Below are 25,073 nucleotides of genomic sequence, written 5' to 3'. Positions count from 1 at the left end.
ACTCTGTAGTCGAGTGATCAGACCTTCTCTTATTGGTGGGGGGCGAGGATCAAACGCTCATCCTCTTTGAAAAAATGCTCATCGCAGTTATTGCCTGTGCCACTGCGATCAACCACCAGGAAGTCATCCCGCTTTTCGATCGTCAGCACCGGATGGTGCCAAACGCCGCGATGGTAATTAATGCCCTGCCTGCCGTTGGTGACGAAGGCGCGGACCAAGCCTGATACAGGTTCATCGCCAAGTGGCGCGACCACGATCAGAAAGGGGTTGCCGAGCAGCGGAATGAAAGCCTGGCTGCCCAGCGGATGGCGCTCCAGCATGCAGACGGTCAGCGGCATGTCCTGCGCGTCGGCGCGGAAGATGCTGATGATCGCCTTGTCTTCTGGCATGGCGGTTTCCACCGTCGCCAGTTTGTGAAAGCGCATGGTCGAACCGTTGTTGATCATGAAGTGATCGCTGCCGTCGGTTTCGATCACGTCACCGAAAGGGGCGAAGGCATCTTTGGTCAGCGGTTCAATCGTCAATGTGCGCATGCTGGTCTTCTTACCTTGAATTCGTTGTTGTCTGGTCTATTGCTATCGCGAGCAAGCTCGCTCCCACAGGGGGACGCGGTCAAATGTGGGAGCGAGCTTGCTCGCGATTGGACTCAGCGCTTATTTCGCGACCTTGCCCAATACACGCAAGCGGCTCACGCCACCGTCCGGGAACACGTTCAGGCGGATGTGGGTGATTGGGCCCAGGGCCTTGATCTGCTCGGCGAAGGTGTGTTCGGCGTGCATTTCCAGTTTCTGCGCTGGCAGCAATTCGCGCCAGAACAGCGACTGGGTTTCGATCTGGCTGTCGGTGCCGCCCTTGACGAACGCGCCCTGGATCGAGCAGGTGTCCGGGTAGTTGCCCTTGAAGTGCAGGGTGTCGACGATGATTTTTTCGATCTCGCCCGGGTGGCCCAGCGCGACGATCACCCAGTCATTGCCCGGAGTGCGGCGACGTGCGGTTTCCCAGCCATCGCCCATATTGATGCCACGGCCCGGGTTGAGGATGTTGCTCATGCGACCGAAGTGCTCGTCGGAGCAAGCCAGGGCGCGACCGCCGTTCAGGGCTGCGGCCAGGTCAATTTGTTCGTTGTCGCCAACCGCCGACCAGTCGCGGAACGGAATGCCGTACACGCGCAGACGGGCGACACCGCCGTCCGGGTAGATGTTGAAACGCAGGTGGCTGAAGGCCTGGCCGTTGTTGATTTCGTGGTAGTGGTGGCTGTTGCCTTGCAGCTCGACGGCCGACAGCACTTCAACCCACTGGGTGGTTTCAGTCGGCTCGCCGGAGGCCACGAAGCAGGCTTCCAGGGAGGCAGACGGCGGGAAGTTGCCGGTGAAGAATGAGGTGTCGATGTCCACGCCCTTGATCGAGCCCGGCACGCCGAGGCGGATCACCGCGCTGTCGTAGCCTTCGAAGCGCTTGCGACGCGATTCCCAGCCATCCATCCACTTGCCGTTGTCATCGAACACGCCTTCTTTCCATACGGCCGGGGTCGGCTGGAACAGGCGGTTGGCATCAGCGAACCAGTCATCGGTGACCGAGATGATTTTGGTGCCCAGGCGGGCGTCGGCCAGGTTGACGAATTTCTCGAAAGGTACGGCGTAAGCTTTCATTCTTCTTGTCTGCCTTTAATTAAAGTGGCTTGGGATGCTTGCAGGGCCCTGGGCGTTTTTCACGTTCATTCACGCTCGGGCCAGGTTCGCTAAAGAGTCAGTAATCGGAACAGGGCGATCTTGTTGATCTCCGCCAGCGCGCATTTGAATTCGGTGTCTGCCGAGTTGTGAATGCGCGTTTCGAACGCTGCGAGGATCTGATGCCGGTTGCTGCCTTTTACCGCCATGATGAAGGGAAACTTGAACTTGGCTTTGTAGGCGTCGTTCAACTCGGTGAAGCGCTGGAACTCATCGCTCGTGCATTGGTGAATGCCGGCGCCAGCTTGCTCGTTGGTACTGGCTTCGGTCAGTTGGCCCTGGACGGCGGCTTTACCGGCCAGGTCCGGGTGAGCGTTGATCAAGGCCAACTGGCTGGCGTGATCGGCACAGAGCAGGATATCGCTCATGCGCTGGTGCAGGGTTTCGATCTCGTCAATCGTCGCGTCCTGGCCCAGGTCGAAGGCTTTTTCGGCGACCCATGGCGAATGTTCGTAGATGTCGGCGAAGGCGTTGACGAAGGCGTCGCGGCTCAAGGTCGATGGCTTCAAGGTCTGGAAGGCAGTCATTTCGAAGCCCCTGGGTACGGGTGGGTTGCGTGCCAGTGGCGGGCGATATCGACCCGGCGGCTGAACCAGACCTGCTCATGGCTTTTCGCGTATTCGATAAACCGCTTGAGTGCGGCCAGGCGGGCAGGGCGACCGATCAGGCGGCAGTGCAAACCGATGGAGAGCATTTTTGGCGATTCGGCGCCTTCGGCGTAAAGCACGTCGAACGCGTCCTTGAGGTACTGGTAGAAATCGTCGCCCTTGTTGAAACCCTGAACCTGGGTGAAGCGCATGTCATTGGTGTCCAGGGTGTACGGGATCACCAGATGCGGTTTGCCGGTCGGGTTATTCGGTTCCCAGTACGGCAGGTCATCGTCGTAGGTATCGCAGTCGTACAGGAAGCCGCCTTCTTCCATCACCAGCCGACGGGTGTTCGGCCCGGTACGGCCGGTGTACCAGCCCAACGGGCGCTCGCCGCTGATTTCGGTGAGGATACGGATCGCTTCGAGCATGTGCTCGCGTTCTTGCGCTTCGTCCATGTACTGGTAGTCGATCCAGCGATAGCCATGGCTGCAAATCTCATGGCCGGCTTGAACCATGGCGCGGATCACGTCCGGGTGGCGTTGGGCTGCCATGGCCACGGCGAAGATGGTCAGTGGGATATCGAATTCCTTGAACAGCTTGAGGATCCGCCAGACGCCGGCACGGCTGCCATACTCGTACAGCGACTCCATGCTCATGTTGCGCTCGCTTTGCAGCGGCTGCGCCGAGACCATTTCCGAGAGGAAGGCTTCCGACTCTTTATCGCCGTGCAGAATGTTGCGCTCGCCGCCTTCCTCGTAATTGAGCACGAAGGACAAGGCAATGCGGGCATTGCCCGGCCAGTGTGGGTGGGGAGGGTTACTGCCGTAACCGATCAGGTCGCGTGGGTAGTCAGCGCTCACTGCAGTCTTCCTTCTTATTCGGGTTACTTATTCGCGATAAGGGGGGTGTGGCGGCCTGAAGGTGAGGTGACAGGCTGGCGTCACAGCGATGGGCTGATTGTATACAACTTTATATTCATTTTGTAAGCCTGATTTTTTGCATTTTTCACCAGCTGTCATCTTTGTAGAGGGCTGCAAGAAACCTGCCTGAGTGGTCAGCTAATGGATGGAAGGTCCTCTGATCTTATGGTTCAGCGTCAGATTCGCCGAGAAGCCATGGATGGCGAGTGCAGCGGTAAAAATGTCGTTATTATTGTGTACAATTTTTTTAAAAAATGTCTTAATCAGTCGCTCGCCGCCGCTTTTCGTGCTCCGAAAAGGTGCGGTCTCCTTTTTAACTGACTCCGGGAGGCGCGAGGCCTGACTGCTGCAAACGCAGGCGGGCGCGCAGAATCAATGGGACGTTTGACTACACACGTTTTGGACGCAGCACACGGTTGCCCGGGCAGCTCGATCAAGGTCGAGTTGTACCGCGTTGAAGGTTCGCAGCTGGAATTGGTGGCCAGTGCACTGACCAACAGCGACGGCCGTTGCGACGCGCCCTTATTGCAAGGCGATGACTACCGTTCCGGGGTTTATCAGCTGCAGTTTCATGCCGGCGATTACTACCGCGCACGTGGTGTACAGCTACCGGAGCCGGCCTTTCTGGATGTGGTGGTGCTGCGCTTCGGCATCTCGGCAGAGCAGGATCACTACCATGTGCCATTGTTGATTTCGCCCTACAGCTATTCGACCTACAGAGGAAGCTAGGACTTTCCCCCCAGAATCCTGCGCATAAGCTTCTTTGGTCTTTCGCCCGCTCACACTGCGGGCTTTTTTTCGTCTTGAGAAATGTGGTGTGTCTGATGACGCCATCGCGGGCAAGCCTTGCTCCTACTGATTTATGTTATTCGCATGCATTGAGAGCGACTCAGGACCTGTAGGAGCAAGGCTTGCCCGCGATGCTTTTAGCGGCTCAAAAGGGAGGCAGCACCCGCGCCACTGAACAGCCCGGCACTGATCCGGTTGAACCAGCTCTGGCCCTTGCCGCTGCGCAGGTACCGCGCAGCACCATGCGCACCGAGGCCGTAAGCCAGCTTGCAGCACAGATCCAGCACAGTCCAGGTGGCGATCATGATCAGCAACTGCGGCAGAAAGGGCTGCTGTGCGCTCAAGAACTGCGGCAGGAAAGCGGCGAAAAACAGGATGTCTTTCGGGTTGCTGGCACCTAGCACGAACGCGCGCCCGAACAGTGCACGAAAGCGCGGTGTCGGCGCGGTCTGGGGCACTTCGGCGCCGGTCGATGGCTGACGCGATTGCTGCCAGCTCTGCCAGGCGAGGTAGAACAGGTACAGCGCGCCGACAATCTTCAGCGCACTGAAGAGTTGCTCCGAAGCCAGCAGCAGGGCGCCCAGACCCAATGCCGAAGCACTGAGCAGGCAGATCGAGGCAAACACGCCGCCGAGAAACGCCGGGTAAGAACGCCGCAGACCGTAATTCAGACTGTTGCTGATCATCAGCAACGACAGTGGCCCCGGGATCAGGATCACCACCAGGGCAGCGCCGCTGAACAGCAGCCAGGTTTCCAGACTCATCACTTTCCTCCTAATGTGCAAAAGCCCCACCCGAGGGGGTGAGGCTGGATGACGCTTGAATCGCTTACAAGAAAATGAACTTGGCGATAAAGATCGCGCACAGCACCCAAAGACTGATGGAAATTTCCTTGTGTTTACCCGTACCGGCCTTGAGCACCACGTAGGTGATAAAGCCCAGCGCAATGCCGTCGGCAACCGAGAAGGTCAGCGGCATCATGATGGCCGTGACGATTGCCGGAATGCTGTCGGTGGCTTCACTCCACTTGATGTGCTCAAGGCCGCTCATCATCAGCATGGCCACATAAATCAGCGCACCGGCGGTGGCGTAAGCGGGGATCATGCCAGCCAGCGGCGCAAAGAACATCGCGGCAATAAATAGCACACCTACGGTCACTGCGGTAAGACCGGTACGACCACCGGCGGCCACACCGGCGGCACTTTCCACGTAACTGGTCACTGGCGGCACACCGACCATCGCCCCGAACACGCTCGACGCACTGTCGGCTTTCAACGCGCGGGAGAGGTTTTCGATCTTCCCGTCTTCGCCGACCAAACCTGCCCGTTGCGCCACGCCCATCAGGGTCCCGGCGGTATCGAACATGTGCACGAAGAGGAACGCCAGCACCACGCTGATCATGCTGACGTTGAACACGCCGGCGATGTCCATGGCCATCCAGGTCGGTGCCAGGCTTGGCGGTGTCGACAGAATGCCGCCGTAGTGCACCAGGCCCAGACCCCAACCTGCCAGGGTCACGGTGATGATGCTGATCAGGATCGCGCCGAACACGCGGTGGTAACTCAGCACTGCAATCATCAGGAAACAAACGGCTGCCAGCAGGGGAGCAGGATCACGCAGATTGCCCAGTTTGATCAGCGTGGCCGGGCTGGCGACAATGATTCCAGCTGTTTTCAGACCGATGATCCCCAGGAACAAGCCAACGCCTGCGCCCATGGCGTGACGCAAGCTCACTGGAATGCTGTTGAGCAGCCATTCCCGCACACGCGACAGCGTCAGGAACATGAACAACACACCGGAAATGAACACCGCGCCCAGCGCTGCTTCCCAGTGGTAGCCCATGGTGCCGACCACGGTGTAGGTAAAGAAGGCGTTCAGGCCCATGCCTGGCGCAAGGCCAACTGGCCAGTTGGCGTACAGCCCCATCAACAGGCAACCGAGAGCAGCGGCAATGCAGGTCGCGACGAAGGCCGCGCCGTGGTCGATCCCGGCGTCCGCCATGATGTTGGGGTTGACGAAGATGATGTAGGCCATGGTGATGAAGGTGGTAATGCCCGCGATCAACTCGGTCTTCACCGTGGTGCCATGCAAGCTGAGTTTAAAAATGCGCTCCAGCCAGCCAGTGCGTAACGGCGGCGAGAGTTCCAGCGTCGAGGCTTCGGATTTGCGGCTTTCCACAGCGAGTACTCCTCAAGAGTTTTATTGTTATTTCCAGAGCCGGACACATGAGGTGGGCAGCGGCTCTTTGAGGTGCTTGCGAATTTGTTGACCGTTTGGTCAGGAACTCGCACGAAACGGATTATGCTTTTGTATACAAATAAAGCAAATAATGTTTTTGATTTTGTAGACGAAAAGATTGGCAATAGGGATATATCGCCAGAAAGGGCGCCATCGTCGGATCGCCGCCCGGAGATCTGCTCACGCCGTAGCGACTCCTCGAACTGTGTGCCGGCGTCGAGTGTCAGGCACAGGCTGTGAAGGTGGTGTGAGGGAAGGGTAAAAACCAATAAACCGGCGAATGGGCCGGTTTATTTTTGTCTGGGTTCAGCGGTATCTGTGCGGGCCTCATCGCGAGCAAGCTCGCTCCGAGCGGCGATCCGACGATGGCGTCAGTCAGAACACCGCAACGTCATCAGGCAGCAGAGAAACGCTTGTCCAGATAATCGATGATCACCTTGGATTCATACATCCAGGTGGTCTGGCCATTTTCTTCGATGCGCAGGCACGGCACCTTGATCTTGCCGCCGTGCTCCAGCAGGGTTTGACGATCCTGTTCGCTGTTCTTCGCATCACGCAGAGCCACCGGCACATTCAGGCGGCGTAGGGTGCGACGGGTTTTCACGCAGAACGGGCAGGCGTGGAACTGATACAGCGTCAGGCCTTTCGCTGCGTTTTCGACCTGGGCCTGAGCAGCGGCGGGGCGCTTCTTTTTGCTCGGGCGGGTGAGGAAATCGATGAAAATGATCAGCTGGCCGAGGCCGACACGAAGCGCTTTTACTAACACGGTATAAGCCTCACGGGCGAATGAAGAAAGGCGCGCAGCTTACCTGATTTTTCACAGGCGAAAAAAAACCGGCGATGAATGCCGGTTTTCTTCGTACAGCGGATTACTTGATCAAGCTGAGAAACTCGCTGCGGGTCGCCGCGTTTTCGCGGAACTCACCGAGCATCACCGAGGTGATCATCGACGAGTTCTGTTTCTCTACACCGCGCATCATCATGCACATGTGCTGGGCTTCGATCACCACCGCCACGCCCAGGGCGCCAGTCACTTGCTGGACCGCTTCGGCGATCTGCCGGCTGAGGTTTTCCTGGATCTGCAGGCGGCGGGCGTACATATCGACGATCCGCGCGACTTTCGACAGGCCCAGCACCTTGCCACTCGGGATATAGGCAACGTGTGCCTTGCCGATGAACGGCAGCAAATGGTGTTCGCACAACGAGTAGAGCTCGATGTTCTTGACCAGCACCATTTCGCTGTTGTCGGAGCTGAACAAGGCACCGTTGGTGACTTCTTCGAGCGTCTGCTCATAACCGCGGCAAAGGTACTGCATGGCTTTGGCGGCACGCTTTGGCGTGTCGAGCAGGCCTTCGCGGGTGGCATCTTCGCCAAGCTGGCCGAGGATCGCCGTGTAATTCTGTTCCAGGGACATGAAACTACCTGTGGGATTTTACGCAAAGGGCAAGGGTACGGCGGCGGACACGGCGCTGCAAGCGTAGCGCATCAGCTTTACTCGTCGCGACCTTCCATCATGGTCCGTTTGAGCATCACATAAACCGCTCCGGCACCGCCGTGTCGGGCTTGGCACGAGGTGAAGCCAAGCACCTGCGGATGCTGACGCAGCCACGTGTTGACGTGACTTTTGATCATCGGCCGCTTGCCGTCCAGGCGTACAGCCTTGCCGTGGGTCACGCGCACGCAGCGAATTTCGAATTTTGTTGCTTCGGCGAGAAAAGCCCACAGTGTCTCGCGGGCTTTTTCGACGGTCATGCCGTGCAGGTCGAGGCTGCCTTCGAACGGGATCTGCCCGACCTTCAGCTTGCGCATCTGGCTTTCCTGCACGCCGTCACGCGCCCACATCAACTCGTCTTCCGGGCCGACATCGATCACGAACTGATCGGACAGACCGTCAACGGTGGTGGCATCGGTGCGCACGGTGGCGGCTTGACGCAGCTTGGCGATGTGCGCGCGGTCAGCTTTGGGTTTGCCGGTTTCAGCGCGATCGTGCTTGATCGGCTTGACGCCTTGGATCGCGCTTTTGAACAGGGAAAAATCGTCGTCTTGCATGTCAGCCTCCGCGAAGGGCGGCCAGTTTACCCAAGTCGAGGTGAATCGGGCGCGTCAAAACGCAACGCGCACCACTCAGTCATGTTTTTTCATCAAGTGCGGAGCCAGGTTCAGCTCACGCGGTTGGCGCATCCGACGGCGGCAGCGACGCCACAACGCAACACCGACATACAGCAGCAACAGGCCAATCGCCAGGACCACCGCGGCGCCGGCCGGGCTGGTGTTCAACTCGCCGAGAGCCGGCGGGTGGCCCAACAGGCTGGCGGCACCGGCCATCGCCAGCAACACGCCGAGGGTTGCCAGCAGCGCGGAAAATGCCGCGCCAAAGCGATAACGCCAGTTGCGCGGGCCTTTGGGCCGCAAGCGGCGAGCGTCAAAACCATCGGATTTCTTCATTCCGACCTTCCTCAATGGGTATCGGCCCTTCGACCGGGAGTTGACCGGGTGGTTCCTGAGGCTAAGGCAATTGCAGGGAATGAGAGGTTTTTGCGGATGAGCGGCTGCGTTGGCCGCTCATCAAGCGCTCGATCAGATCAGTTCATGAGTCTGGGCGAGGGTCGCGAAGTTGTCGGCCATGATTGCCATTTCAGTCTGCTGGACATGTTCGGCGCTGAGGACTCCACCTTTGTGAGGCAGGTCCCGGGTGGCACAGGCGTCTTCGACCAGGGTGCAGCGAAAGCCCAGGTTCTTCGCGGCGCGCACGGTGGTGCTGACGCTGGAGTGACTCATGAAACCGCAGACGATCAGGTCCAGCGAGCCGAGGTCTTGCAGGCGTTTTTCCAACGGGGTGCCGTGGAACGCGCTGGGCAGCAATTTACCGATGACGGTTTCGTCAGCCAGTGGCTCAAGGCCCGGGATGAATTCACCGCGTTCGCCCTGTGGGTCGAACAGGCCACCGACGGTGCCGAGGTGGCGAACATGGACGATCGGCCGACCCGTCCTGCGGGCAGCCGCGAGCAATTGCTTGATGTTGTCGACGGCGGCGTTCATGCCGGAAAGGGCCAACGGGCCGCTTAGGTACTCTTTCTGGGCATCGATGATCACCAGCGTCGCGTGGGCCAGATTGGCCGGCGCGTAACCACGACCGCTGAGTTGAAACATCGTTTTTGGAACGGACATTCTGGGGCTCCTTCGAGTGGGGCTTTTGCGACATTGTCCTCTGGCTGAGCGCTTCTGTGAATCGCTACCATCGTAGGCACCGTCGTTGCTGGCCTGCAGCCTGTCAAGAGCTGAGCAGATGTTCAATCAAAAGCTGAAAATCAGGATCAATCCTACATTCGTCCGGTGATCTTTCTTGCGTCGTCGGGGCGGGTTTAGGCTGTTAGAATCGCCAGTCGTTTTTTCAGGAGTTTGCCCCCGTGATCACTTCCCGCCTGCGCACCTTGCGCGACCACATTCGTTGGGCTGTCAGCCGTTTTCATGGGGAGGATCTGTTTTTCGGCCATGGGACCGACAACGCCTGGGACGAAGCCCGTCAACTGGTGTTGGGTGCGTTGCACCTGCCATGGGAAATCGCCGATAGCTACCTGGATTGCCGTCTTGAAGAAGACGAGCTGGTCAACCTGCAGCGCTTGCTCAAACGTCGAATCGAGGAGCGCATCCCGACGGCTTACCTGTTGGGCGAAGCCTGGTTCTGCGGGATGTCGTTCATCGTTGACGAGCGTGTATTGATTCCGCGTTCGCCGATTGGCGAACTGATCGAAAAACGTTTCGAGCCGTGGCTGGGCGCCGAGCCTGCACGGATTCTCGACCTGTGCACCGGTTCCGGTTGCATCGGCATTGCCTGCGCCTACGAGTTCCAGAACGCTGAAGTGGTGTTGGCGGACCTGTCTTTCGAAGCGCTGGAAGTGGCCAATCAGAACATCGAGCGCCATGGCGTCGATGAGCGCGTGTACACCGTTCAGGGCGATGGCTTCGACGGTTTGCCAGGGCAGCGTTTCGATTTGATCGTGTCCAACCCGCCTTACGTTGACGCCGAAGATTTTGCCGACATGCCGGATGAATACCAGCACGAACCCGAACTGGGTCTGGCCTGTGGCGACGATGGTTTGAACCTAGTGCGGCGCATGCTCGCCGAAGCGGCGGATCACCTGACCGAGAAGGGCTTGCTGATCGTTGAAGTCGGCAACAGCCAGGTGCACGTCGAGGCGTTGTACCCGGAAGTCGATTTCGCCTGGCTGGAGTTCGAGCGCGGCGGTCACGGTGTGTTCATGCTCAGCGCCGAACAATGCCGCCAGCATCAGGCGCTGTTTGCTTCACGCGTCTGACAACTGATCGTTCCCACGCTGCGTGGGAACGATCGTCGCCGCGATCTTTTTGCTTAGCGGTGCGTAGCAATCCAGATCAGCAGTCCCGCCTGGAACACCGAAAACGCCACCAGACAGGTGATGGTGAAGCGTAGCCCGGTGTCCTCGCGTTTGTATTTGCTGACTTTCTCTTCCTGCTTTTGCAGTTTGACTTCCTGCTCCGCCAGATTCTGCTCGGCTTGCTGGAGCATCTGCGCGGCTTCGAGGATTTCCACGAACTGCAGCTTTTCGGAGTTCCAGTCGCCAAGCAGATCGCCGACTTTCACCTCTTTGACGCTGCCCTTCAAATGTTGGGCGTCGGCGTAGACCACGTCAAAGCCGTGCACGCGCAGGAAGTGATCGCGGCGCAGGCGGGTGTCTTCGTTGAGGGCGTCCTTGTTGTTCAGGTCTGCACTGTCGACGGTGTAGCTCGACCACTTTTTCTTCGCCCACGTAATGCCTTGAGCCGCTAGAAAGCGGCCAATGCCACGGTTCAGCGGTTCAATCTGCAGACCGCTGTCGGGGCCGAAGTGCACGCGATGGGTCTCGTGATCGACCCAGACATCCAGGTGGTTCTGTTCTTTGCGCGCCCGTTGGCCAGGCAGCGAAATGCTCATGCGCAGCAGGCTGCGTTCTTTGCTGTTGCGCTCGGCATAGCCGAACTCGACAAAGCGCAATGGCCGCCCACCGGTCGCTCGATCGGTTTTCAGCGGCGCCAGGCGGAGCATCTTGTGGTGCTCGGCCTGGACGTCCGACCACGGCAGGTCGACCACTTCAGTGGCGGTGGTTTCTGGCGCAGTATCGGGTGAATTCTGGGTATCAGTCATAACGGCGAGATCCTGTCCAAGCCCTGCTTGGCGGCAGACAATGGGCTGCCGACACAGGCTTATCGGCCGTTTTTTCCAGGACTGGAGGGTAACACCGGCTTAACTGGGGCGAAGTCCGTCAATAAAGCTCAAGATCTGAGTCCCGAGCTCGACGGCGAGGGGCAGTTGCGGGTCTTTGTAGGAGGCCAATTGCCGTTTGACGTCATTGGGCACGATGCGCATGACGTGGTTCATGCCTTCGATCAGTGCCAGTTGGGCATCCGGTTTCGCCGCTTTAAGCATCCGTGCGTCACCGACACCGACCTGCATATCGTTGCTGCCCTGGATGATCAGCGCCGGCATTTTCAGCTTGGCGAAAGCCGCTGCCGGGTCCTGGCGAAACAGGCTGATCAGGTACGGCTGCACGCTGGGACGGAAGATCACCTGCAACGGTGTCGGGACATTGACATCGACATGCCCGGCCTTGAGGCTGTCCAGCAGCTCATTGCTGCGCAGCAGCAGATCGGGTGGCAGGCGATTGCTTAATTGTTGACGCAAGACCTGATCCACCGGTCGGGCGCTGCCGGACAGGGAAATCACCGCGGCGGCATCGACTTGCGGGGCGGCGAGTGTGGCCACCAGTGCACCTTCGCTATGGCCGAGCAGAATCAACGGTCCCATACGCGGGTCGGACTTGAGCTTTTGGCCCCAGGCCACCGCGTCGGCAACGTAGGCTTCAAGGGTCAGATTGCGTTCATCCGGGGTCGCCGCGAGGCTGGCTGCTACGCCGCGCTTGTCGTAACGCACGCTGGCGATGTTGTGTTTGGCCAGTACCCACGCCAGGCGCTTGAGGCTGTCGTTGTTGCCGCCGTCCGGGTTATTGCCGTTACGATCGGTAGGGCCCGAGCCGGAAACGATCAGCACAACCGGCACCGGGCTGTCGGACTTTGGCAGCAACATCGAGCCGAAAAGCTCGCCGCTGCCGGTATCCAGACTGACCGGACGTTGCAGAACGGAGGCCTGAACCACATTGGAAAGCAGGCCGGTAAACAGGGTAAGGCTCAAGGCAATAACTCGCAGCATCATCACGCCATCATTCACAAGGTGTCGGTTGGACTAGCAGGCACCGATAAGGTTCGAGGATGAACTAGTCGGATAGCCTGCGTATACTCGCCGCAATACATTTTCAGGTTGAGTCACTCAGCGATTTCACGGAGCGCCCTGCATGTCCGGCAATACCTACGGCAAGCTGTTCACTGTCACCACCGCGGGCGAAAGCCATGGCCCGGCGTTGGTCGCCATTGTCGACGGCTGCCCGGCGGGCCTTGAGCTGTCCCTGGAAGACTTGCAGCGTGATCTGGACCGCCGCAAGCCCGGCACCAGCCGCCACACCACCCAGCGCCAGGAAGCCGACGAAGTCGAAATCCTCTCTGGCGTGTTCGAGGGCCGCACCACCGGTTGCGCGATTGGTCTGCTGATCCGCAACACCGACCAGAAGTCCAAGGACTACTCGGCGATCAAGGACCTGTTCCGCCCGGCCCACGCCGACTACACCTATCACCACAAATACGGCGAGCGCGATTACCGTGGCGGTGGCCGCAGCTCGGCGCGGGAAACCGCCATGCGTGTGGCCGCGGGTGCCATTGCGAAGAAATACCTGGCTACCCAGGGCATCGTCATTCGCGGCTACATGAGCCAGCTCGGGCCTATCGAAATCCCGTTCAAGACCTGGGACTCGGTCGAGCAAAACGCCTTCTTCAGCCCCGACCCGGACAAAGTGCCAGAGCTTGAAGCCTACATGGATCAATTGCGCCGCGACCAGGATTCGGTCGGCGCGAAGATCACTGTGGTCGCCGAAGGGGTGAAGCCGGGGCTCGGCGAACCGATCTTCGACCGTCTCGACGCCGAACTGGCCCATGCGCTGATGAGCATCAACGCGGTGAAAGGCGTGGAAATCGGCGCCGGTTTCGCCAGTGTCGCCCAGCGCGGCACCGAGCACCGTGACGAAATGACCCCGGAAGGTTTCCTCAGCAACAACGCGGGCGGGATTCTGGGCGGCATCTCTTCGGGGCAACCGATCGTTGCGCACCTGGCACTCAAGCCAACGTCGAGCATCACCACGCCGGGCCGTTCGATCGATATCCACGGCAACCCGGTGGACGTCGTTACCAAGGGCCGTCATGACCCTTGCGTCGGCATCCGCGCCACGCCGATTGCCGAAGCGATGATGGCCATCGTGTTGATGGACCACCTGCTGCGCAATCGCGGACAAAACGCCGACGTGAGCGTCAGCACCCCGGTGCTGGGCCAGCTGTGAAGCCACGCCCTGATGTCGCCGCGGTCTGACGGCCGTGGCGGCGCTTCCATACTGGCGGTTGTCCAGCTTCTATCTGTTCTATTTCGCCTTGCTCGGTTCGACCGCGCCGTTCCTGGCGCTGTACTTCGATCACCTGGGGTTTTCCAGCGCGCGCATTGGCGAACTGGTGGCTATTCCGATGCTGATGCGCTGCGTGGCACCGAATATCTGGGGCTGGCTCGGTGACTACACCGGCCGGCGCCTGGCCATCGTGCGCTTCGGCGCGATCTGTACGCTGCTGAGCTTTTCGCTGATCTTCGTCAGCAAAAGCTACGCCTGGCTGGCGATGGTCATGGCGCTACATGCGTTCTTCTGGCATGCGGTATTGCCGCAGTTCGAGGTAATCACCCTCGCGCATTTGCAGGGCCAGACGTCGCGCTACAGCCAGATCCGCTTGTGGGGGTCGATCGGTTTCATCATCACCGTGGTCGCCTTGGGGCGGTTGTTCGAATGGTTGAGCCTGGACATCTACCCGGTGACGCTGGTGGTGATCATGGGCGGGATAATCATCAGCAGCCTCTGGGTGCCGAACGCCCAGCCGGCGCAGGGCAACCGGCAGGTGGGCGAGGGCTTTCTCAAGCAACTGCGCAGTCCCGGGGTATTGGCGTTTTATGGCTGCGTGGCACTGATGCAGATGAGCCATGGACCGTATTACACCTTTCTGACCCTGCACCTCGAGCGCCTGGGGTATAGCCGCGGCGTGATCGGCATGCTCTGGGCGTTGGGGGTAGTGGCCGAAGTCCTGATGTTTTTGTTCATGAGCAAGATCCTTGGGCGCTTCTCGGTGCGCCGGGTGCTGATGGCGAGTTTCCTGCTGGCGGCGTTACGCTGGTTGCTGCTCGGCTCGTTCGCTGAATTCTTGTGGGTGCTGCTGTTTGCGCAGATTCTGCACGCAGCGACCTTCGGCAGCTTTCACGCCGCTGCCATCCATTTCGTGCAACGTAGCTTCGGCGCACGCCAGCAAGGGCAGGGCCAGGCGTTGTACGCCGCACTGGCCGGCACCGGCGGGGCGTTGGGCGCGTTGTATTCCGGTTACAGCTGGAATGCCCTGGGCGCTACATTGACCTTTAGTATTGCCAGTCTCGCAGCGTTTGCTGCAGCCGTTATCATTGCCACACGTATGCAAGAGGACAGGCCATGAGCCTTACCCGTGAACAGCTCGCCCAGCAAATCATCGACGCCGGGCGTTTTTTGTATGGCCGAGGCTGGTCGCCCGCCACCAGCAGCAACTATTCGACGCGACTGTCGGCCACCGAAGCCCTGTTGACCGTTTCCGGTAAACACAAAGGTCAGCTGGGGATTGATGACGTGCTGGCCACGGATATGTCGGGCAACAGCCTGGAGCCGGGCAAGAAGCCGTCTGCCGAAACCCTGTTGCACACCCAGTTATATAATTGGCGGGCCGACATCGGTGCGGTGCTGCACACCCATTCGGTCAATGCCACGGTGTTGTCGCGGCTGCTGCAGAGTCCGGTCATTACGTTTGAAGACTACGAACTGCAAAAAGCCTTCAGCGGGATCTCGACCCATGAATCCAGGGTGCGGGTGCCGATCTTCGACAACGATCAGGACATCGGGCGCCTGGCGTCCAAAGTCCAGCCATGGCTCGACGACCATCCCGAGTGTGTCGGTTACCTGATTCGCGGTCATGGCCTCTACACCTGGGGCCCGAAGATGAGTGATGCGTTGCGGCAGATCGAAGCGTTTGAGTTCCTGTTTGAATGCGAGCTGAAAATGCGCGCGTTGATTAACCGTTAAAACCGCCTGATGAAACGCGTTGCCTGATCGGCCTGTAAAAGCTGGACGGCAGCGCCGCTAACGAGGAATTGCCAACATGAGCAGCCTGTCCGTTTACCACGTTTCAAGCCCGGACCTGCCGAACAAGGTCCTGACCCATTTCGACGATATCGCCTCGACCCTGGCCGAAAAAGGTGTGCGCTTCGACCGTTGGCAAGCCGCGGCGAAGATCCAGCCCGGTGCCAGCCAGGAAGAAGTGATTGCCGCTTATCAGGTGCAGATCGATCAGTTGATGACCGAGCGCGGTTACATCACCGTCGACGTGGTCAGCCTTAACAGCGATCACCCGCAAAAAGCCGAATTGCGCGCCAAGTTTCTGGAAGAGCATCGCCATGGCGAAGACGAAGTACGATTTTTCGTCGCGGGCCGTGGCCTGTTTACTTTGCACATCGACGACTACGTGTACGCCGTGCTCTGCGAGAAAAACGACCTGATTTCGGTGCCCGCCGGTACTGCACACTGGTTCGACATGGGCGAGCACCCGCACTTCGTGGCGATTCGGCTGTTCAACAACCCTGAAGGCTGGGTGGCCAACTTCACCGGCGACGACATCGCCAGTCGCTTCCCGCGCCTCGAGGACTGATGGCATGACGATCAAAGCCATTCTCACCGACATTGAAGGCACCACCAGCGCGGTGAGTTTTGTGTTCGAGGTGCTGTTTCCCTACGCCGCCAAACACTTGCCGGACTTTGTCCGTCTGCAGGCGCAACGGGCCGACGTAGCCCGGCAGATCGACGCCGTTCGCCAGGACAGCGCCGAACCTGGCGCTGACGTCGAGCGGGTGATCGAAATCCTGCTGGGCTGGATTGCCGAAGACCGCAAGGCCACGCCACTCAAGGCGTTGCAAGGGATGGTCTGGGAGCAGGGTTATCAGGCCGGGCAGCTGAAGGGCCATGTTTATCCGGACGCGGTCGACGCGCTGAAGCGCTGGCATCAGGCAGGGTATCAACTGTTTGTTTACTCGTCTGGTTCGATCCAGGCCCAGAAGTTGATCTTCGGTTGCTCCGAGGCCGGTGATTTGACGCCACTGTTCAGCGGCTACTTCGATACCACCTCAGGGCCCAAGCGTGAGGCGCAGTCCTATCAGCACATTACTCAAGCCATTGGCTGCGAGCCTGCGCAAATCCTGTTTCTCTCCGACATTGTTCAGGAGCTGGATGCCGCCCGCGAGGCCGGCATGGCCACCTGCGGGTTGGTGCGCGAAGGCGGTGAACTCGCCGGGCATCTGAACGTCAGCAGCTTTTCACAGATCGATCCCGCCACGTTCTGAGTAGCTATGGCTGACTGCAACTCACGCGGTCAGCCGACTTTCCATCACGGACTAACATCACGGCCAACGCACGTCTGTAGGACGTGTAGGAAGTTGCCTGTTGATAAGTCGGCCATGCCTGTTTGTGGTTTTCCTTACTTGTTTAATCTTTTCCTTGTGTAACTCTTCGGCCCTTAAGTTTGTTCGCTTATCCAGGCACTTTTTGCGCTTGGCAATGGTGCGGACTCCTGGTGAGAGGGCTAAGGATGAAAACACCAAAGCGACAGCGTCCGGATCCGGCAGGCAAACCGCTGAGCGAAAAGGAACTGGAGATTCTGTATTGGGCCAAGGCCGGCAAAACGGTGTGGGAAATCAGTGTGATTCGGGACATTTCCGAGGCGACGGTGAAGTTTCACCTGAGCAATATCTACTCCAAGCTCGAAGTCACCAACCGTGCTCAAGCGGTCGGCGAGGCGGTTAATCGTGGCTTGTTGAGCTGAGCTCAAAACGCACTCAGGCCATGCAACGCAAGGCTTGCACGACCTGAAAGGTGTGAACGGTTGGTGCTTATCTCGAGTGATAGGTCGGCAAGGCGAAACGCTGCTGGCTTTGCAGCATCGAAATCTGCGGCAGTTCGCTGGCCTGTTCGGCCAAGTCACGGCGAATGGCACTGATAACCCAGGACAGTTGATCACCGGCATGCAATTGAGCGTATGAAATCGAGCGTTTGAACACTCGGCCATCGCTGCTATTGAGCGTCAGCAGAATACCGCCGTCAGGGCGTGCTTGCGTGGTGACGTCGAAGTTGGAGAACAGGGACGAAAATTTTTCCTGGATCAGGCTCATGTCGATCAGCTCCGTTTGCACTTGAATGGCAAGCATGGAGTGATAGGTGCACTGATTGTGCCAGTATGGGTGTTTATAAAAATTCTTATAAATCAATAATATAGAAAACGTGAGTTTTTTCGGCATCGTGCATTTTGCATGAGTGGCCATCGTGCATCCTGCATTTTGCGTGCTTGCCGCAGTATCGACCCGGATACAAAACATTTCAAAAACCGCGTGTACAGCGGCATAAGTGCGGGCGTACTTTTTGGCTTGAATCAACGCTTCCACGTTTATTTGAATCTCTAACCAGAGGTTATCTGTCGTCTCTCATTCAGGGATGAAGTTGCCTGAACACCTGCGACCAAATGTTCGCCCGACAATAACAAAACAGGCCTGACATCAAGGGCCGAACGGGAGCAACCATGAGTCTCGCGTCAAACGACATGATCACCTGGGGCATGATGCTCCGTAAGTTGCCGTCCATTGCGAAAGCCCTGCCACGGGTGGTCAGGGGGCTTAAAGTCGCCAATGTCAAACAGCCGGATCAACCTTGCGGCCTCGGTTGGAGCTTCGAGCAAGCGACGCATCGCAATCCCAATGGTCCGGCACTGCTGCAAGGTGAGCTCAAACTCAGTTATGCACAGGTCAATCAGTGGGCCAACCGCCTTGCTCACTATCTGATTGCCCAGGGCATTGGCAAAGGTGATGTGGTCGGGGTCTTCATCGAAAACCGCCCGGAACTGCTGGTCACGGTGCTGGCGGTGGCCAAGGTTGGTGCGATCAGCGCCATGCTCAATACCTCGCAAACCCAACAGGCGCTGGTGCACAGCGTGAATCTGGTTGAGCCCGTGGCAATCGTTGTGGGCGAGGAGTTGGTCGGGGCGTATTCGGCGATCCGCGAGCAGGTTGCAATCGATACCGCAAGAACCTGGTGGGTGGCCGATCAGGACACTTCCCGTGATCCCGGTTCGGTGCCCGCAGGCTTCATCAACCTGATGTGCGTCAGCGCCGATTACCCGAGCGATAACCCGCTCAGCAGCCAGCAGGTGTACCTCAACGACCCTTGCTTCTATATCTACACCTCCGGTACGACCGGATTGCCCAAGGCCGGAGTGTTCAAGCATGGTCGCTGGATGAAGACCTCCGCCAGTTTCGGGTTGATCGCGTTGGATATGACCCCCGACGATGTCATCTACTGCACCTTGCCGCTGTACCACGCCACGGGGTTGTGCGTGTGCTGGGGGTCGGCAGTTTGCGGGGCGTCGGGCTTTGCCATTCGGCGCAAGTTCAGCGCCAGCCAGTTCTGGAATGACGCACGCAAATACCAGGCGACCACCATCGGCTACGTCGGCGAGTTGTGCCGTTACCTGATTGACCAACCGCCGAGCGCCGCCGACCGTGATAGCGCGGTGCTGAAGATGATCGGCAACGGCTTGCGCCCCGGCGTCTGGAGCGAGTTCAAACGGCGCTTCGGGGTCAATCACATTTGCGAGTTGTACGCCGCCAGCGACGGCAATATCGGCTTCAGCAACATCCTCAACTTCGACAACACCATCGGCTTCTCGCTGATGTCCTGGGCGTTGGTCGAGTACGCCCACGACAGCTGCACGCCGATCCGCAACGGCAAGGGTTTCATGCAGAAAGTCGGCAAGGGCCGGCAAGGCCTGTTGCTGGCAAAGATCGATGACAAAGCGCCGCTCGATGGCTACACCGACCCGCAGAAGACCGAAAAAGTCGTACTCCACGATGTCTTCGAGAAGGGCGATCGCTACTTCAATACTGGCGACTTGCTGCGCAGCATCGGTTTTGGTCATGCACAGTTTGTCGACCGCCTCGGCGATACCTACCGCTGGAAGGGCGAGAACGTGTCGACCACCGAGGTCGAGAACATCCTCTTGAAGCACTCCCACATCGCCGAGGCGGTGGCCTATGGTGTCGAGATCAACAACACCAATGGCCGTGCCGGCATGGCTGCGATTACCCCGGCTGAATCCCTGGCGACCCTGGACTTCAGCGAGTTGCTGAGCTTCGCTCGCCAACACCTGCCGGCCTATGCGGTGCCGCTGTTTTTACGGGTGAAAGTGAAAATGGAGACCACCGGGACCTTCAAGTACCAGAAGACCCACCTCAAGGATGAAGCCTTCGATCCGCGCAAAACCGGCGACGATCCGGTCTACGCCTGGCTGCCGGGCTCGGACACTTATGTGCAGATCACCGAACAGGTACTGGCGGATATCCACGCTGGCAAGTTCCGTTATTGATTCTGGCTATGGCCGGACGAGAAAAAAAGGGGTGGCGGGTGTCAGGCTGCTTAAGGAAACTAGCGACTTTGCGATTGACCGAATGTGGAGTCCCCAATGTCAGACAAATCCCGCCAGATGACCCCGGAAGAAGCCGCGGAGTTTGCCGAACAGGTGTTCAACAAGGCCCGCGATGGCGACGCGGCAATGCTCGCCGCACTGCTGAGCAAAGGCCTGCCGCCGAACCTGCGTAACCACAAGGGCGACACCTTGCTGATGCTGGCCGCCTATCACGGCCACGTCGATGCAGTGAAAGTGCTGCTTGAGCACAAGGCCGATCCAGAGATCCGCAACGAAAATGGCCAAAGTCCGATTGCTGGCGCGGCGTTCAAAGGCGATCTGGCAGTGGTGACCGCCCTGGTTGAGGGTGGCGCCGAGGTTGAAGGTTCGTCCTTTGACGGCCGCACCGCGTTGATGATGGCCGCGATGTTCAATCGCACTGCAATCGTCGACTACCTGATCAGCAAAGGTGCGGATCCCAAGGCCAAGGACGCCAACGGCATCAGCGCCCTGGACGCGGCCAGGACCATGGGCGCGGCAGATACTACGGCACAGTTGCAGAAGCTGCTCGGCTGATCCGTGGCGAGGAACGCGCCGCATGATCTGTAGCAGCTGCCTCGCAGGCTCGGCAGCTGCTACAGATGACGTACGAGCTTGATTGCGCCGACTCCTGGGCTCGGTATCCATTCGCGAATGCGCTATCCTTCGCGCCCTCAAATTTCCCTCGCTACAGGATCCGCCCATGAAAGCCGCACTCATCGAACTCATCAGCAAAATCAGCTCCGGCTGCATGAGCGAGGCGGAAATTGTGCAGATCGCCGATGAAGCCGCCCAGGCCTATGCCGATCCCGAGGCGTTTCTGGCGGCCAACCCGGACATCAACTACGACGACACTTTCCCGATCCCGCTGGGTGAATGGGTGGTGGTCGGCAGCCTGCCGGAAACCGTGCTGTTCCAGGCCGACACCTACATGGACCTGCTCGCACAGATCGTTGCGTCTTTCGGCCCGGGCGTGGCGTTCAACATCAAGCCCAAGCAACTGGCCAAGACCGAAGCGTTGACTGCACTCAACCGCATCCAGATCCAGATGGGCAGCATGAACCCGGAAAACGGCGGCTACACGCTGATGAACTTCAGCCAGCTGCTCGATGACGAGATTCAGGTCGTGCTGGTCTATGGCAACGATGTCCCACGGGTGCTGGAGTTGTGTGCGCACATCGGGATTGCCGCGGCGCCGTCCCTGGAAGCGCTGAAAGTGGCGATCCACGTTTAAGCCAAACGTAATAAAACGGAGCCCTCGTCAGGCCCGACTATCCTAAGGGGGAAATTCTTCTCCTGGGAGCGACACCATGGGTTCCACCTTCAATGGCCTGGTTGGCCTGATCATCCTCGCGCTGGATATCTGGGCGATCATCAACGTGCTTAAAAGCGGTGCAGAAACCGGGATGAAAATCATCTGGGTGCTGCTGATTCTCCTGCTTCCGGTACTGGGCCTGGTTATTTGGGCAATTGCGGGGCCTCGGGGCAACGTACGGTTCTGACACCGCCCTCTATGTCGACACGTCACCCTGTGTGAGCGAGCAAGCTAGCTCCCACAGGGTTCATTGTGTGTTTGAGTGATCTTTGGTCTGACGAAGGTTCGACCTGTCATGTTCGGCGACGTAGAATGCGCGCCTTTCCGTGGACAATCGCCTGCCCGGCGCCTGCGATTGTCCATCATGGGCGGGTGACCGTCCGTTGCCACCAGCATTTACCGGGGGACTTCCCATGAGCACCACCAAGACCAGCGAGTACCTGGAAACCCTCTACGAAGGCTACGGCCAGCGTTTTCGCATGGAAAAACTGCTGCACGAAGTGCGCACCGAGCACCAGCACCTGGTGATTTTCGAGAACCCGCGCATGGGCCGGGTCATGGCGCTGGACGGCGTGATCCAGACCACCGAAGCCGACGAGTTCATCTACCACGAGATGCTCACCCACGTGCCGATCCTGGCTCACGGCTCCGCCAAGCGCGTATTGATCATTGGTGGTGGCGACGGCGGCATGCTGCGTGAAGTGGCCAAGCACCGCAGCGTCGAACATATCACCATGGTCGAAATCGACGGCACGGTGGTCGACATGTGCAAGGAATTCCTGCCGAACCACTCCAAAGGTGCGTTCGATGATCCACGCCTGAACCTGGTGATCGACGATGGCATGCGTTTCGTCGCCACCACCCAGGAAAAATTCGACGTGATCATCTCCGACTCCACCGACCCGATCGGTCCGGGTGAAGTGCTGTTCTCGGAGAATTTCTACCAGGCCTGCCGCCGCTGCCTGAATGAAGGCGGTATTCTGGTGACCCAGAACGGCACGCCGTTCATGCAGATCGAAGAAGTGAAGACCACTGCCGGTCGCTTGCGCAGTCTGTTTCCGGACTGGCATTTCTATCAGGCTGCAGTGCCGACCTATATCGGCGGTGCCATGACGTTTGCCTGGGGCGCGACCAACACGGCTTACCGCAAGCTGTCGCGCGAAACCCTGAGTCAGCGTTTTGCTGGCAGCGGCATCATCACGCGCTACTACAATCCGGAAATCCATATCGGCGCATTCGCGCTTCCACAGTACGTGCTGCAAGCAGTGAACAAGCCAAGTAATGATTAAGCCGGGCTGAGCGAAAAGGGCCGCAAGGCCCTTTTTTGTGTTTCCAGATATGCGTTGTACGAAATTTTCACAAACGCTCCAAGACAATTCACCCCACGCTGATTTAACACTCACCCCCCCTGTGACTCTTGTTCCAGAGCCCTGGAAGTCGGGCAGAGGGGGGCGCTTGCCAGTAATGAATGGCAATGCGGCGAGTGATCATGCACCATTTACGCATCGTGCAAGCTCCCACCACTTCCTGCAAGTAACCGCAATGAGAGGGTAGGGCGCCGCAACAACTTTGAAACTTCAACCTCCAATGAGTCCTACAAACGACATGGCTAACCCGGACGCCCTGAGTCAGCAGCGAGCTTCGAATCGCTTGCTGCAACCGACCGTCAAATCGCATCTGGCGTATACACTGCTCTGCGCTGTCGTCATGATGGCGATGCTCTCCCTGCTGCGCATTGCGCTGCTGGTGTACAACCGGGAGATGATCCTCAACACACCCGCCTCGACCTTCCTCGAAGCCTTTGCCAACGGCCTGCGCTTCGACCTGCGCCTGGTGGTCTACTTCAGCATTCCGCTATTGCTGGCCCTGTTCAGTGTCCGGGCGATGGCTGCTCGTGGTCTGTTCCGGTTCTGGCTGACCATCGCCTCGAGCATCGCGCTGTTCCTCGGCCTGATGGAAATGGACTTCTACCGTGAGTTCCACCAGCGCCTCAACGGCCTGGTCTTCCAGTATGTGAAGGAAGACCCGAAAACCGTCATGAGCATGCTCTGGTACGGCTTCCCGGTCGTCCGTTATCTGTTGGCCTGGGCCGTTGGTACCTGGTTGCTGAGCCTGGCGTTCAAGGGCGCCGACCGTGCAACCCGCCCACGCGGCCCGTTCAGCGGTGGCGCTATCAGCACTCGTCAAGTCGCCCCGTGGTACGCGCGCATCGCGGTCTTCGTGGTGTGCCTGTTGATCTGCGTCGTGGCTGCCCGTGGCACGCTGCGTCAGGGGCCACCGCTGCGTTGGGGTGACGTTTACACCACCGACTCGAACTTCGCCAACCAGTTGGGCCTGAACGGCACGCTGCAGCTGGTTGCTGCCGCGAAGAGCCGCATGTCCGAAGAGCGCGACAATATCTGGAAGCCGACCATGGAGCAGTCTGAGGCCCAGAAAATTGTCCGCGATATGCTGGTGATGCCGGACGACAAGCTGGTTGATGCCGATATCGCTGCGGTACGCCGCGATTACACGCCGCCGGCCGACAAGACCCTGCCGATCAAGAACGTCGTTGTGATCCTGATGGAAAGCATGGCCGGTCACTCGGTAGGTGCCTTGGGCGCGCCTGGCAACATCACGCCAAATCTCGACAAGTTGTCGAAAGAAGGCCTGTTGTTCGACCGCTTCTTCTCCAACGGTACGCATACCCACCAGGGCATGTTCGCCACCATGGCCTGCTTCCCGAACCTGCCAGGTTTCGAATACCTGATGCAGACCCCGGAAGGCAGCCACAAGCTGTCCGGCCTGCCACAGTTGCTCAGCGCCCGTAACTACGACGACGTGTATGTCTACAACGGTGATTTTGCCTGGGACAACCAGTCGGGCTTTTTCAGCAACCAGGGCATGACCAACTTCATCGGGCGTAACGACTACGTCAACCCGGTGTTCTCCGACCCGACGTGGGGCGTGTCCGACCAGGACATGTTCGACCGTGGCCTGCAGGAACTCAAGGCGCGCGAAGGCAAGCCGTTCTACGCGCTGCTGCAAACCCTGTCCAACCACACTCCCTATGCCTTGCCGACGCCATTGCCGGTTGAAAAAGTCACTGATCGTGGCAGCCTGAACGAGCATTTGACCGCCATGCGTTACGCCGACTGGGCGTTGGGGCAGTTCTTTGAAAAGGCCCGTAAAGAGCCGTACTTCAAGGAAACCCTGTTTGTCATCGTGGGCGACCATGGTTTCGGCAACGAGCGTCAAATCACCGAAATGGACCTGGGCCGCTTCAACGTGCCGATGCTGATGATTGCACCGGGCATCCAGGAAAAGTTCGGTCAGCGTGACCACACCGTGGGGACTCAGATCGACATCGTGCCGACCATCATGGGCCGCCTCGGTGGCGAAGTGCGTCAACAGTGCTGGGGACGAGACCTGCTCAACCTGCCGCAAGGCGACACCGGTTTTGGTGTGATCAAGCCATCGGGTACTGAACAGACCACGGCCATCGTTACGGCGGACCAGATCCTGATTGTGCCCAAGGAAAAGGAAATGGATCCGAAGATGTACCAGTATCAGCTGGGAGCCAACCCGCATGCCGAAGTCATCCCGAATGCACCGCGTACCGCTGAGCTGAAGCTCAAGCTGGAAGCGTTCCTGCAAACGGCGACCAAGAGCTTGCTGGATAACACCGCAGGTGTGACCGAAAGCATGCAGACCAAGTAATGCATCAATAAAAAAGAGGCCCGCGAGGGTAATGCCAGTCAGTTAAGCTGACTGGCATTTTTATTTTTGATCGGATACTTCGGT

General features: G+C 58.8%; 28 protein-coding genes. 14 read left to right on the top strand and 14 right to left on the bottom strand.

All coding sequences use genetic code 11. The features are described 5' to 3' along the window. Positions 1-29: 29 nt before the first annotated feature. The 4 genes from FPT12_RS25595 to puuE all read right to left on the bottom strand — a co-directional run bounded on the left by FPT12_RS25595 (position 30) and on the right by puuE (position 3,177). Complete coding sequence (locus FPT12_RS25595) at positions 30-533, bottom strand: ureidoglycolate lyase (RefSeq protein WP_145021773.1); 504 nt, start codon at positions 531-533, stop codon at positions 30-32. A 120-nt stretch (positions 534-653) separates the two neighbouring features. Next, complete coding sequence (gene alc / locus FPT12_RS25590; RefSeq protein ID WP_145021770.1) at positions 654-1,649, bottom strand: allantoicase; 996 nt, start codon at positions 1,647-1,649, stop codon at positions 654-656. Positions 1,650-1,738: 89 nt separating this feature from the next. After that, positions 1,739-2,254 (bottom strand): 2-oxo-4-hydroxy-4-carboxy-5-ureidoimidazoline decarboxylase, encoded by a 516-nt coding sequence (gene uraD, locus FPT12_RS25585; protein ID WP_145021767.1) that lies wholly within the window; start codon positions 2,252-2,254, stop codon positions 1,739-1,741. Next, positions 2,251-3,177 carry an allantoinase PuuE gene (gene puuE / locus FPT12_RS25580; protein ID WP_145021764.1) on the bottom strand — a complete coding sequence of 309 codons (927 nt, stop codon included), beginning with the start codon at positions 3,175-3,177 and terminating at the stop codon, positions 2,251-2,253. The genes uraD and puuE overlap by 4 nt, the downstream gene beginning before the upstream one ends. Positions 3,178-3,612: 435 nt before the next feature. Here puuE and uraH point away from each other — a divergent pair, with 435 nt between their 5' ends. Beyond that, on the top strand, positions 3,613-3,966 hold the full coding sequence (uraH, locus tag FPT12_RS25575; protein ID WP_095078352.1) for a hydroxyisourate hydrolase: 354 nt from the start codon (positions 3,613-3,615) through the stop codon (positions 3,964-3,966). Positions 3,967-4,163: 197 nt separating this feature from the next. Here uraH and FPT12_RS25570 read toward each other — a convergent pair whose 3' ends face one another. The 7 genes from FPT12_RS25570 to FPT12_RS25540 form a co-directional block, all read right to left on the bottom strand. Continuing rightward, on the bottom strand, positions 4,164-4,790 hold the full coding sequence (locus FPT12_RS25570; RefSeq protein WP_145021761.1) for a LysE family translocator: 627 nt from the start codon (positions 4,788-4,790) through the stop codon (positions 4,164-4,166). 64 nt (positions 4,791-4,854) lie between these two features. Further along, a complete protein-coding gene (locus FPT12_RS25565; protein WP_145021758.1) occupies positions 4,855-6,204 on the bottom strand; it encodes an NCS2 family permease in 1,350 nt (449 codons plus the stop codon). A gap of 454 nt (positions 6,205-6,658) precedes the next feature. Then, positions 6,659-7,030 carry a glutathione S-transferase N-terminal domain-containing protein gene (locus tag FPT12_RS25560; RefSeq protein WP_145021755.1) on the bottom strand — a complete coding sequence of 124 codons (372 nt, stop codon included), beginning with the start codon at positions 7,028-7,030 and terminating at the stop codon, positions 6,659-6,661. Between the two features lie 103 nt (positions 7,031-7,133). Further along, the gene (gene folE / locus FPT12_RS25555; RefSeq protein WP_019693029.1) at positions 7,134-7,679 is read right to left on the bottom strand and encodes a GTP cyclohydrolase I FolE; all 546 of its coding nucleotides are present in this window, start codon (positions 7,677-7,679) and stop codon (positions 7,134-7,136) included. A 77-nt stretch (positions 7,680-7,756) separates the two neighbouring features. Further along, positions 7,757-8,314: a Smr/MutS family protein gene (locus FPT12_RS25550; protein ID WP_019693028.1), complete on the bottom strand. Its 558-nt coding sequence runs from the start codon at positions 8,312-8,314 to the stop codon at positions 7,757-7,759. A gap of 75 nt (positions 8,315-8,389) precedes the next feature. After that, positions 8,390-8,710: a hypothetical protein gene (locus FPT12_RS25545; protein ID WP_145021752.1), complete on the bottom strand. Its 321-nt coding sequence runs from the start codon at positions 8,708-8,710 to the stop codon at positions 8,390-8,392. A 132-nt stretch (positions 8,711-8,842) separates the two neighbouring features. Continuing rightward, a complete protein-coding gene (locus FPT12_RS25540; protein WP_145021749.1) occupies positions 8,843-9,433 on the bottom strand; it encodes a cysteine hydrolase family protein in 591 nt (196 codons plus the stop codon). 239 nt (positions 9,434-9,672) lie between these two features. Here FPT12_RS25540 and prmB point away from each other — a divergent pair, with 239 nt between their 5' ends. Continuing rightward, positions 9,673-10,581 carry a 50S ribosomal protein L3 N(5)-glutamine methyltransferase gene (gene prmB / locus FPT12_RS25535; protein WP_145021746.1) on the top strand — a complete coding sequence of 303 codons (909 nt, stop codon included), beginning with the start codon at positions 9,673-9,675 and terminating at the stop codon, positions 10,579-10,581. Between the two features lie 53 nt (positions 10,582-10,634). Here the strand turns inward: prmB and FPT12_RS25530 are convergent, their stop codons facing one another. Continuing rightward, entirely contained in the window at positions 10,635-11,426 is a 792-nt protein-coding gene (locus tag FPT12_RS25530) for a hypothetical protein (protein ID WP_145021743.1), read from the bottom strand. Positions 11,427-11,525: 99 nt separating this feature from the next. After that, on the bottom strand, positions 11,526-12,491 hold the full coding sequence (locus FPT12_RS25525; RefSeq protein WP_145021740.1) for an alpha/beta hydrolase: 966 nt from the start codon (positions 12,489-12,491) through the stop codon (positions 11,526-11,528). Positions 12,492-12,630: 139 nt separating this feature from the next. Here FPT12_RS25525 and aroC point away from each other — a divergent pair, with 139 nt between their 5' ends. From aroC to FPT12_RS25495, 6 genes are all read left to right on the top strand, one after another. After that, entirely contained in the window at positions 12,631-13,722 is a 1,092-nt protein-coding gene (aroC, locus tag FPT12_RS25520; protein WP_145021737.1) for a chorismate synthase, read from the top strand. 34 nt (positions 13,723-13,756) lie between these two features. Then, entirely contained in the window at positions 13,757-14,902 is a 1,146-nt protein-coding gene (locus FPT12_RS25515; protein WP_145021734.1) for an MFS transporter, read from the top strand. Continuing rightward, a complete protein-coding gene (locus FPT12_RS25510; protein ID WP_145021731.1) occupies positions 14,899-15,519 on the top strand; it encodes a methylthioribulose 1-phosphate dehydratase in 621 nt (206 codons plus the stop codon). The genes FPT12_RS25515 and FPT12_RS25510 overlap by 4 nt, the downstream gene beginning before the upstream one ends. A gap of 76 nt (positions 15,520-15,595) precedes the next feature. Then, entirely contained in the window at positions 15,596-16,141 is a 546-nt protein-coding gene (locus FPT12_RS25505; protein ID WP_054593491.1) for an acireductone dioxygenase, read from the top strand. 4 nt (positions 16,142-16,145) lie between these two features. Beyond that, positions 16,146-16,829: an acireductone synthase gene (mtnC, locus tag FPT12_RS25500; protein WP_145021728.1), complete on the top strand. Its 684-nt coding sequence runs from the start codon at positions 16,146-16,148 to the stop codon at positions 16,827-16,829. Positions 16,830-17,074: 245 nt separating this feature from the next. Beyond that, positions 17,075-17,308: a response regulator transcription factor gene (locus tag FPT12_RS25495; protein ID WP_054593490.1), complete on the top strand. Its 234-nt coding sequence runs from the start codon at positions 17,075-17,077 to the stop codon at positions 17,306-17,308. Positions 17,309-17,375: 67 nt separating this feature from the next. On the opposite strand, the gene FPT12_RS28235 is transcribed toward FPT12_RS25495, so the two are convergent. Continuing rightward, complete coding sequence (locus FPT12_RS28235) at positions 17,376-17,654, bottom strand: DUF3509 domain-containing protein (protein WP_024264778.1); 279 nt, start codon at positions 17,652-17,654, stop codon at positions 17,376-17,378. A 404-nt stretch (positions 17,655-18,058) separates the two neighbouring features. Between FPT12_RS28235 and FPT12_RS25485 the strand changes: the two genes are divergently transcribed. The 6 genes from FPT12_RS25485 (at position 18,059) to FPT12_RS25460 (ending at position 24,989) form a co-directional block, all read left to right on the top strand. Continuing rightward, complete coding sequence (locus tag FPT12_RS25485; RefSeq protein ID WP_145021725.1) at positions 18,059-19,897, top strand: long-chain-acyl-CoA synthetase; 1,839 nt, start codon at positions 18,059-18,061, stop codon at positions 19,895-19,897. Positions 19,898-19,993: 96 nt separating this feature from the next. Next, the gene (locus FPT12_RS25480; protein WP_145021722.1) at positions 19,994-20,512 is read left to right on the top strand and encodes an ankyrin repeat domain-containing protein; all 519 of its coding nucleotides are present in this window, start codon (positions 19,994-19,996) and stop codon (positions 20,510-20,512) included. Positions 20,513-20,678: 166 nt separating this feature from the next. Continuing rightward, complete coding sequence (locus FPT12_RS25475) at positions 20,679-21,209, top strand: hypothetical protein (protein ID WP_145021719.1); 531 nt, start codon at positions 20,679-20,681, stop codon at positions 21,207-21,209. A 76-nt stretch (positions 21,210-21,285) separates the two neighbouring features. Next, the gene (locus FPT12_RS25470; RefSeq protein WP_054593487.1) at positions 21,286-21,477 is read left to right on the top strand and encodes a PLDc N-terminal domain-containing protein; all 192 of its coding nucleotides are present in this window, start codon (positions 21,286-21,288) and stop codon (positions 21,475-21,477) included. Positions 21,478-21,703: 226 nt separating this feature from the next. After that, positions 21,704-22,579, top strand: coding sequence for a polyamine aminopropyltransferase (speE, locus tag FPT12_RS25465; RefSeq protein WP_123580367.1), 876 nt, complete (start codon positions 21,704-21,706; stop codon positions 22,577-22,579). Between the two features lie 316 nt (positions 22,580-22,895). Continuing rightward, positions 22,896-24,989 carry an LTA synthase family protein gene (locus FPT12_RS25460; protein ID WP_145021851.1) on the top strand — a complete coding sequence of 698 codons (2,094 nt, stop codon included), beginning with the start codon at positions 22,896-22,898 and terminating at the stop codon, positions 24,987-24,989. Positions 24,990-25,073: the final 84 nt, after the last annotated feature.

This window comes from Pseudomonas sp. H3(2019), from assembly GCF_007713465.1.
Classification (GTDB): Bacteria; Pseudomonadota; Gammaproteobacteria; order Pseudomonadales; family Pseudomonadaceae; genus Aquipseudomonas.
Note: the sequence above shows the minus strand (reverse complement) of the source record. Positions and strands in the feature narration are given on the sequence as shown.